This window comes from Rhodococcus sp. ENV425 (assembly GCF_002887785.1).
GTDB lineage: Bacteria > Actinomycetota > Actinomycetes > Mycobacteriales > Mycobacteriaceae > Rhodococcus > Rhodococcus aetherivorans.
The window spans coordinates 1-9196 of the sequence record NZ_PCZU01000268.1 but is presented as its reverse complement, the minus strand read 5'-3'; the positions used below and the strand labels follow the sequence as shown (position 1 = coordinate 9196).

At 72.5% G+C, this 9196-nt stretch carries 11 protein-coding genes; 6 read left to right on the top strand and 5 right to left on the bottom strand.

Annotated elements, in window-relative coordinates; translation table 11 throughout:
* Positions 1-53: 53 nt before the first annotated feature.
* Together radA and dinB are read left to right on the top strand one after the other, a co-directional pair.
* Complete coding sequence (gene radA / locus CQZ88_RS24200; protein ID WP_029540768.1) at positions 54-1472, top strand: DNA repair protein RadA; 1419 nt, start codon at positions 54-56, stop codon at positions 1470-1472.
* Positions 1473-1497: 25 nt separating this feature from the next.
* Complete coding sequence (dinB, locus tag CQZ88_RS24195) at positions 1498-2745, top strand: DNA polymerase IV (protein WP_029540766.1); 1248 nt, start codon at positions 1498-1500, stop codon at positions 2743-2745.
* Positions 2746-2754: 9 nt separating this feature from the next.
* Here the strand turns inward: dinB and CQZ88_RS24190 are convergent, their stop codons facing one another.
* Entirely contained in the window at positions 2755-3315 is a 561-nt protein-coding gene (locus CQZ88_RS24190) for a PaaI family thioesterase (RefSeq protein ID WP_029540763.1), read from the bottom strand.
* A gap of 97 nt (positions 3316-3412) precedes the next feature.
* On the opposite strand from CQZ88_RS24190, the gene disA reads away from it, so the two are divergent.
* Positions 3413-4498 carry a DNA integrity scanning diadenylate cyclase DisA gene (gene disA / locus CQZ88_RS24185; RefSeq protein ID WP_006947908.1) on the top strand — a complete coding sequence of 362 codons (1086 nt, stop codon included), beginning with the start codon at positions 3413-3415 and terminating at the stop codon, positions 4496-4498.
* Between the two features lie 42 nt (positions 4499-4540).
* On the opposite strand, the gene CQZ88_RS24180 is transcribed toward disA, so the two are convergent.
* Positions 4541-5302, bottom strand: coding sequence for a hypothetical protein (locus CQZ88_RS24180; RefSeq protein ID WP_029540760.1), 762 nt, complete (start codon positions 5300-5302; stop codon positions 4541-4543).
* A gap of 58 nt (positions 5303-5360) precedes the next feature.
* Positions 5361-5987, bottom strand: a complete 627-nt coding sequence (locus CQZ88_RS24175) for a carbonic anhydrase (protein WP_006947904.1) — start codon at positions 5985-5987, stop codon at positions 5361-5363.
* Between the two features lie 95 nt (positions 5988-6082).
* On the opposite strand from CQZ88_RS24175, the gene CQZ88_RS24170 reads away from it, so the two are divergent.
* Positions 6083-6973, top strand: a complete 891-nt coding sequence (locus CQZ88_RS24170; RefSeq protein WP_029540757.1) for an A/G-specific adenine glycosylase — start codon at positions 6083-6085, stop codon at positions 6971-6973.
* Here CQZ88_RS24170 and CQZ88_RS24165 read toward each other — a convergent pair whose 3' ends face one another.
* A complete protein-coding gene (locus CQZ88_RS24165; protein ID WP_006947901.1) occupies positions 6974-7714 on the bottom strand; it encodes an alpha/beta fold hydrolase in 741 nt (246 codons plus the stop codon).
* 32 nt (positions 7715-7746) lie between these two features.
* Here CQZ88_RS24165 and CQZ88_RS24160 point away from each other — a divergent pair, with 32 nt between their 5' ends.
* Together CQZ88_RS24160 and CQZ88_RS24155 are read left to right on the top strand one after the other, a co-directional pair.
* A complete protein-coding gene (locus CQZ88_RS24160; RefSeq protein ID WP_006947900.1) occupies positions 7747-8073 on the top strand; it encodes an antibiotic biosynthesis monooxygenase in 327 nt (108 codons plus the stop codon).
* A 10-nt stretch (positions 8074-8083) separates the two neighbouring features.
* Positions 8084-8587 (top strand): DUF1990 family protein, encoded by a 504-nt coding sequence (locus CQZ88_RS24155; RefSeq protein ID WP_102800430.1) that lies wholly within the window; start codon positions 8084-8086, stop codon positions 8585-8587.
* Positions 8588-8666: 79 nt separating this feature from the next.
* Here the strand turns inward: CQZ88_RS24155 and CQZ88_RS24150 are convergent, their stop codons facing one another.
* Complete coding sequence (locus tag CQZ88_RS24150; protein WP_006947898.1) at positions 8667-9107, bottom strand: OsmC family protein; 441 nt, start codon at positions 9105-9107, stop codon at positions 8667-8669.
* Between the last annotated feature and the right edge of the window lie 89 nt (positions 9108-9196).

Genomic DNA, 9196 nt, shown 5'->3' with positions numbered 1-9196 from the left:
CCGCTCGCCCCGGGCCCCGTTCTCGTGTCGGCCCCCGGCCCTAGGCTGACGTGGTGGCAAAGACGAAGTCGATCTACCGCTGCACCGACTGCGGGCACACCGTCGCGAAATGGGTCGGCCGCTGCCCCGACTGCGGGACGTGGGGTTCGATGGACGAGGCGCCGGCCCTGCCTGCCGCGGTGGCGTCGCGGCCCGGCACCTCGCTCGCCCGCGCCGGGGCCGCGGCACTTCTCCCCACGACCCCGGCCACGCCGCTGACCCTCGTCGACAGCCGGACCACCCACGCGAAGCCCACCGGCATCGAGGAACTCGACCGGGTGCTCGGCGGCGGCGTCGTTCCCGGCTCGGTGGTGCTGCTCGCCGGGGAGCCCGGCGTCGGCAAGTCCACCCTGCTGCTCGAGGTGGTCCACCGCTGGGCGCGGCGCGGCAGCGACGACCGGGCCCTCTACGTCACCGGGGAGGAATCGGCGGGACAGGTACGGTTGCGCGCCGACCGCACGGGTTCGGTGCACGAACGCGTCTTCCTCGCCGCCGAGTCGGATCTGGCGACCATCTTCGGACACATCGAGCGGGTCAAGCCGACGCTGCTGGTGGTGGACTCCGTGCAGACGATGCTCGCCGCCGACGTGGAGGGCGTGTCCGGCGGCGTCACCCAGGTCCGGGCGGTGACCAGCGCGCTGACCTCGCTCGCCAAGGCCAGCGGCGTCCCGGTGCTGCTCATCGGGCACGTCACCAAGGACGGTGCGGTGGCGGGTCCGCGTTCGCTCGAGCATCTGGTCGACGTGGTGCTGCACTTCGAGGGCGACAAGCACTCCACCCTGCGCATGGTGCGGGGGGTGAAGAACCGCTTCGGTGCCGCCGACGAGGTGGGCTGCTTCGAACTGACCGAGGGCGGCATCGTCGGTGTCAGCGACCCGTCGGGCCTGTTCCTGCACCATCGGACCGAGGAAGTGGCCGGCACGGCCGTCACCGTCACCATGGACGGCAAGCGGCCGCTGCTCGGCGAACTGCAGGCGCTGGTGGTGCCGACGCAGAACCCCGCACCCCGGCGCGCGGTCAGCGGCCTGGATGCGGCACGGGTCGCGATGGTGCTGGCGGTACTCGAGCGGCGATGCCGGCTGCCGCTCGGCAAGTGCGACGTCTACGCCTCGACCGTCGGCGGCATGCGCATCACCGATCCGGCCGCGGACCTGGCCCTGGCCCTGGCGGTCGCGTCGGCCGCACGTGAGCGCCCTCTGCCGCCGGGCACGGTGCTGCTCGGCGAGGTCGGCCTCGCCGGCGAGGTCCGCCGGGTCACCGGGGTCGGGCGGCGCATCGCGGAGGCGGGGCGGCTCGGATTCACCCGCGCGATCGTGCCGCACGAACCCGCGGCGGCCCCGGTGGGCGGCCGCACGTCGCGGTCCCCGGCCTCCGACGGGGATCCGATCGAGGTCGGCAACGTCGGCCAGGCGCTCGCCGCGCTGGGCATGTAGACGTGTCGGAACCGGATGCGAACATGTGTTCGTGTCCGGTCACGCGACCATCCTGCACGCCGATCTCGACTCGTTCTACGCATCCGTCGAGCAGCGCGACGACCCGGGCCTGCGCGGCCGGCCCGTGATCGTGGGCGGGGGTGGCGTCGTACTCGCCGCCAGTTACGAGGCCAAGGCCTGCGGCGTCGCGACGGCCATGCCCGGGCGCGCCGCCCGCGCCCTGTGCCCGGCGGCGATCGTCGTTCCTCCGCGCATGCACGCGTACGCGCGGGCCAGCCGCGCCGTGTTCACGGCGTTCGAGCAGACCACGCCGCTCGTCGAGGCCGTCTCCATCGACGAGGCCTTCCTCGACGTCGCCGGGCTGTGGCGAATCGGCGGCACCCCGGCCGACATCGCGGCCCGGCTGCGGCGCGACGTCGCCGAACAGGTGGGGCTGCCGATCACGGTGGGGGTGGCCCGGACCAAGTTCCTCGCGAAGGTCGCGAGCGGCGTCGCCAAGCCGGACGGGCTGCTGGTGGTGCCTCCCGACCGGGAACTCGAGTTCCTCCACCCGCTGCCTGTCGAACGCCTGTGGGGCGTCGGCAAGGTCACCGCCGCGACCCTGCACGCGCACGGCATCCGTCGCGTGGCCGACCTGGCGCGGGAGAGCGAGGTCGAGCTCGTCGCCCTGCTCGGCACGTCCATGGGACGTCACCTGCATGCGCTCGCCCACGGGCACGATCCGAGACCGGTCCGCCCCCACCACCGGCGCCGGTCCATGGGCGCGCAGCACGCCCTCGGCCGGCCCCGCAGCGCCGCCGGACACGATCCCGAGAAGGTCGACGGGACGCTGCGGATGCTGGTGGAACGGGTCACCGGCCGCATGCGCGCGGCCGGGCGGCCCGGTCGCACCGTGGTGCTGCGCCTGCGCTTCGCCGACTACACGCGGGTGACGCGGTCGCACACGCTGCGCGGACCCACCGCCCGGACGGACGTCGTCCTCGGCGCCGCGCGGGAACTGCTGGCGCAAGCGGGGCCGCTGGTCGCCGATCGGGGGCTGACCCTGATCGGCGTGGCCGTGTCGAATCTCGACTCCGCGGACACCGAACAGCTCGAGCTGCCGTTCGACGAACCGGCCTCCGACGGTGCGGCGGCCGGCCATCCGCCCGTCGACCGCCACGCGTTGGACGTCGTGCTCGACGACGTGCACGGCCGGTTCGGCACGCGGGCGCTCACGTCGGCCTCGCTGCTCGGCCGGCGTCCGCACCCGGCCGTGCCCCTCCTGCCGGAGTGACCGGGGCGGCTACACGGACGAGGTGCCGTGCGGCGACCTGGGTACCCCGTCGACGAAGTCCTTGGCCCTGTCGAAGTGCTGCGCGCCGACGGTGAGGAACAACCCGCGCGACGTCGCGACGACGACGTCCGGGTCGGCGAACGGTCCCTCGACGATGCGGGCCTCCGCGCTGGTGTACACCTTGCGGCGCACCGTCCCGTCGATCCGGGCGCGCAGCTCGAGCACCGACCCGAGCGGGATAGGCTTGGCGAAGTCGATCTGCAGGTGGCCGGTGACGACGGGCCGGCGCAGCACCATGCATGCCATGCCCTGCGCCTCGTCGAACGCCGTGCTCAGGATCCCGCCGTGGATGAAGCCGGGACCGCCCTGGTAGCGGTTCGCGACGTCGAGCATGCCGGTGATCTCGAGACCCTCGCCGAACGTGAACTGCATCGCCATTCCCGCGGGCTGGTCGTCGCCGCAGCCGAAGCACTTGCTCCAATGGGACGGAATCGGCGCGCCTGCCCCGGGATGGTCGTCGGGAAGCTTGGGAAGGGTGAGGTCGTCGGGCAGGGTCCAGGTACCGCTCATGGGGCAGTAATCTAGTCGGCGGTTCGGTCGGCTCCACCCGGCGGACCGACACGAAGTGACGTTCGCCGCACCGGCCGGACACGGGAAGGATCCATCGATGACCGATGTGGCACCGTCCGTGACGCTGCGCGAGACCATCGCCCGGCTCGCGCCCGGCACCGCCCTGCGCGACGGACTCGAGCGCATCCTGCGCGGCCGCACCGGAGGCCTGATCGTTCTCGGGTTCGACGACGACGTGGCAGCGCTGTGCGACGGCGGCTTCGAGCTGGACGTGGAGTTCGCCCCCACCCGGCTGCGGGAGCTGTCGAAGATGGACGGAGCGGTCGTGGTGTCCACCGACGGCGGCCGCATCGTCAGGGCCAACGTGCAGCTGGTACCCGATCACCGGATCCCCACCGTCGAATCCGGCACGCGGCACCGCGCCGCCGAGCGCACCGCGATCCAGACGGGCTACCCGGTGGTGTCGGTGAGCCAGTCGATGAGCATCGTGACCGTCTACGTCGACGGCCAGCGGCACGTGATCAACGATTCGGCGACCATTCTCTCCCGCGCCAACCAGGCCGTCGCGACGCTCGAGCGCTACAAGTCGCGGCTGGACGAGGTCACCCGGCAGCTGTCGGTGGTGGAGATCGAGGACTTCGTGACGCTGCGCGACGCGCTCACCGTCGCGCAGCGGCTCGAGATGGTGCGCCGCGTCTCGGTGGAGATCGAACAGGAGGTGCTCGAACTGGGCACCGACGGGCGGCAGCTGGCACTGCAGCTCGAGGAGCTGGTGGGCGACAACGACCTGGCCCGGCAGCTGATCGTGCGGGACTATCTGGCCGGCACCGAGGCGCCGCAGCTCGTCGCCGTCGAGCAGACCCTCGCCGCGCTGGACCGGCTCACCGACGTCGATCTGCTGGATCTGACGACGTTGGCGCGCGTGTTCGGGTATCCGGGCACGATCGAGGCGCTGGACGCGGCGACGAGTCCGCGCGGTTACCGCGTGCTGCATCGGGTGCCGCGGCTGCAGTCGTCGCAGATCCATCGGCTGGTCGGCTCGTTCGGGAGCCTGCAGGGCCTGCTGGCGGCGACGGCGGCGGACCTGCAGTCCGTGGAGGGCATCGGCGGGCTGTGGGCCCGCTACATCCGCGAAGGGCTGTCGCGGTTGGCGGAATCGTCCATCAGCGGCCCGTACGACTGATCCGCGAGCACGGCGGCGCGCCGGTCGGGCGGTGTCGGCCGGTCAGGCGATGTTGAACGGCTCCGGCGTGCTGCGCAGGCCCCCGAGCTGGCCGACCACCGTGTAGGCCCCGGCCGGAACCCGCTCCCGCGGTGCCTGGCAACCGGGCTCGGAGGTCGTTCCGGACCACTTCACCGCGAAGGCGGCCTGGTCACCCGGGGCCAGCTTGCGCACATCGGCGGTGGACTCGGGGAAGCAGTCGGTGTTCGCCCACAACCGCCGGCTGCCGTCGAGCGAGTAGACCAGCACCTGCTGCAGGCCCGCGCCGAGGTCGCGCTCGCAGGCGGCCGTGCCGATGTTCGTGATGACGATGGTGAACTCGGGCTCCTCGCCCACCTGGTAGTTGGGCCGGTCCGCGGTCACCCGCACGGCGAGCGACTGGTCCGGGCACTGCCCGGCCGCGACGGCGGACGCACTCGCCGCCGCGGAGCTCGAGGACCCGGCGGACCCCGACGTCGTGCTCGACTGCGACGACCCCGACTGCGACGACCCCGAATCGGAGCCTCCGGAGGACCCGCCGGGGCCGGCGGCGGCGACGCCGTCGGCCTCCTCGCTCCCGGTGCTGCTGGTGGGTGTGCGGGTGGTGCTGGTCTCGGACGTCAGGACGCCGGCGGCCGCCGGGTCGGGCTCCGGGTCGTCGCCCCCGCCGGTCAGGGACAGGACGAGCCACACGACGAGCGCGAGCACGACCACGCCGACACCCACGGCGAGCGCGCGTCGACGCCAGTAGATCTCGGGGGGCAGCGGCCCGGTCGGTTCAAGCACGCCTCACACGGTATGTGCCACCGGCGAGGCGTCGCCGCACCGAAGTCGGCGTGTCGCGTCAGTCGACGGTCACACCGATGTCGCCGACGTGTCCCTGCAACTGGACGTGACCGTCGGAGAGCTTGTAGGTCACGCCCGCGATGGCGCACTGCCCCTTGGCGATGCGCTCGGCGATGATCTGGGACCGCTGGCTGAGCAGCTTCCCGGTCTCCACCACGTGGCGGCCCTCGAGCTCGTCGACCGTGGACAGCCCGTCGTTGCGGCCCATGAGAATCGACGGCGCGACGCGCTCGACGATGTCCCGGATGAATCCCGGCGGGATGTCTCCCTTGTCGAGGGCGTCCAGGGTGGCCTTGACCGCGCCGCAGCTGTCGTGACCGAGCACGACGATCAACGGCACGTTCAGCACGCCGACCGCGTACTCGATCGAACCGAGCACCGCGCTGTCGATCACGTGTCCGGCGGTGCGCACGACGAACATGTCGCCGAGGCCCTGGTCGAAGATGATCTCGGCGGCCACCCGCGAGTCGCCGCATCCGAAGAGCACCGCGATGGGGTGCTGCTCGTTGACGAGGGTGGCACGGTGGTCGATGCCCTGGCTGGGGTGCAGCGGGGTACCACTGACGAAACGCTGGTTACCCTCGGTCAGGGCCTTCCACGCGGATATGGGGTTGGAGTTAGGCATAAGGGCATTATCCATCCCTTACTGTGACGCATCCCGCTCGGTGGAGTTACCGCGGGGCTAAATCGGGCCGACAACGGGACGGGAGGATGTGAGAGATGCCGGTCGATGCGACCGCCCTGCTGCGCTGGTACGCCGCCGAGGCGAGGGATCTGCCGTGGCGCGAGGAGGGCGTCACCGGGTGGCAGATCCTGATGAGCGAGGTGATGCTGCAGCAGACGCCGGTGGCCCGCGTGGCACCGATCTGGCTGGAGTGGGTGCAGCGGTGGCCGGTGCCGTCGATGATGGCCGCGACGAGCCAGGCCGACGTCCTGCGCGCCTGGGGCAGGCTCGGATATCCGCGCCGGGCGCTGCGGCTGCACGAGTGCGCCGGGGTCCTGGCCACCGAGCACGGCGACGTGGTCCCTGCCGACGTGGACGTGCTGCTGTCGCTGCCGGGCATCGGCGCGTACACGGCGCGGGCGGTCGCCTGCTTCGCGTACGGCCGGCGCGTCCCGGTGGTGGACACGAACGTCCGTCGCGTCGTCGCGCGGGCGGTGCACGGTGCCGCCGAACCCGGTAATCCGTCGGTCACCCGGGACCTGGCCGACGTCGAATCGCTCCTGCCGCGAACCCGCGAGCGGGCGGCGACGTTCTCCGCAGCCCTGATGGAACTCGGTGCGACCATCTGCACGGCCCGCTCGCCCGACTGCGCCCGGTGCCCGCTGCCGCGGTGCGCATGGGTGGAGGCCGGCCGGCCCGCCCACGACGGCCCGCCGCGACGGGTGCAGAAGTTCACGGGCACCGACCGTCAGGTGCGGGGCAAGCTCATGGCCGTACTGCGCGAGAGCGACGTCCCGGTCGAGCGGCCGGTGCTGGACCGGGTGTGGCTCACGGATCCGGGGCAGCGCGACCGGGCGCTGCACTCGCTGCTCGTGGACGGTCTCGTGGAACAGACCGACGACGGACGTTTCGCGCTCGCCGGCGAAGGCCTCGCCGGCCAGGCGTGATCAGGCGAGGGTACGGAGGAATCGTTCGACCTCGGCGCGGTATTCGTCGGGGCGTTCGTCGTGCACCAGGTGCCCTGCGCCCGGAATCCGGGCGTACCGGGCCCCGGGGTGCTCGTCGGCCATCCGCCGCATCTGTCCATCCGGGGTGATGGTGAACTCCCCCTCGACGAGCAGGGCAGGCACCGAGATCGACCGCCACTGGTCCCAGAAGTGCCGGGCGCCCCACTCCTCGGAGATGTCGCGGAAGGTGGCCACCTCGCCGTGCAGGTACCAGCCGTCGGCCCGATGCTCGAAGGAGTCGAGGAAGTACCGCCCGGCGACGTCGCCGAAGTAACCGACGACCGCCTCCTCGTCCGGGAACGGCTGCGGCCACCGCGCGATCATCGCGGCCCAGTCCGCCGCGGTGCGGCCCCGGAAGTCGGGGGCCATGTCCTCGACGACGAGCGCGGCCACCCGGCCGGGGTGCGCGGCGGCGAAGCACCACCCGTGCAGGGCGCCCATCGAGTGCCCGATCACCACCAGCGGTTCACCGATGCCGTCGAGGTGCGCGGCGAGGTCTGCGACGAACGCCTCGGTGGTGAGCCGATCCGGGGCGGGACGGCCGTGGCCGGCGGCGTCGAAGGTGTGGACGTGGCCGTGCGCGCGCAGCCACGGCAACTGCCGGCGCCACGTGCGGGAGCTGCCCATCAGGCCGTGCAGCAGCAGGATCGGCCGCCCGGAACCACCTTCGTCGTGCAACACAACCGCCAAGGTAGCGGAGTACGCTCGCCGCCATGGCAGTGGTGAAGATCAATGCAATCGAGGTCCCCGAGGGCGCGGGCCCGGAACTGGAGACGCGCTTCGCGCATCGCGCGCACACCGTGGAGAACTCGCCGGGCTTCCTCGGTTTCCAGCTCCTGCGGCCGGTGCAGGGCGAGACGCGCTACTTCGTGGTGACCCAGTGGGAGTCGGAGGAGGCGTTCGCGGCGTGGCGGGACGGCCCGGCCCGGCAGGCGCACGCCGGTGAGGCGAAGCGGCCGGTCGCGTCGGGGGCGTCGCTGCTCGAATTCGAGGTCGTGCTCGACGTCAAGGCCGCCGGCGAGGACACCGATCAGGGCTGAGCGCGCCGCCGTGAACGCGCAGCGCTCTTTCAACTACCCGCACGTCGGCGCCACGCGCGGCAGGGTTCCGGCAGGGTTCCGGCACGCGCACCTCACCCGCCGCCTCGGCTCGGGCGACGTCGCGTTCCGCACCGCCGTTCGGGCACTGGAAAGCTGGAACATGCAGCGGCATGCGGGGTTTCGCGTCGATGCGAATACTCCGCGGCCGCGGGCGGGGCTGGAGGTACGGCTGGATCCACGGTTCGGTCCGGCGCGCTGGGGTGCGTGGTGCCGCGTGGTCTACGTCGTCGACGAGCCGGATCGCCGCGGTTTCGCGTACGGCACCCTCGACGGTCACCCCGTCAGCGGTGAGGAGGCGTTCGTCGTCGAGCGACGGCCCGACGGCGCGGTGTTCGGCCACATCAGCGCCGTCTCCCGCCCCGGCCGATGGTTCCCCCGCCTCGGCGCGCCGGTCCTGCCGCTCGCTCAGCGGTGGATGATGGGCCGCTACCTCGACGCGCTCGCCGGACGGTGACCCACACCGCGGGTGCGCGGGTGCCGGGGACGACACGGTCGTCGCCGCAGCGGGTGCGCACCCGCGGTGGTGGAATCGCTCAGGATTCGAGTGCCGCGTCGAGCGTGATGTCCACCCCGGTCAGTGCCTTGCTGACCGGGCAGCCCTCCTTGGCACCCTGCGCGGCCTTCGCGAACCCGTCGGCATCGAGGCCGTCGACCTCGCCGCGCACCGTCAGCTTGATGCCGGTGAGCCGGAAACCGCCGTCCGGGTCGGGGCCGAGCGAGACGTCGGCCGTGACGTCGAGGCTCTGCGGCGTGCCGCCGGCCTCGGCGATCAGCGCCGAGAGCTGCATCGCGTAGCACGACGAGTGTGCCGCGGCGATGAGCTCCTCCGGACTGGTGGTGCCACCGGCGTCCTCGGCGGCCCGCTTGGGGAACGAGACGTCGAACGTGGCGCGGCCGGAGCTGGTGAGTTCGACCTGTCCGGCGCCGTCCTGCAGGCCACCGTTCCAGGCGGTGCGAGCGGTACGTGTGGGCATCGATCGGTCCCTTCGTCGTGGGGTGTCCTCCCCCGCCGAACCTACGCCACGTCGCGCGGCCCGGCTCCGGTTCTGCACGGCGGCGGGCC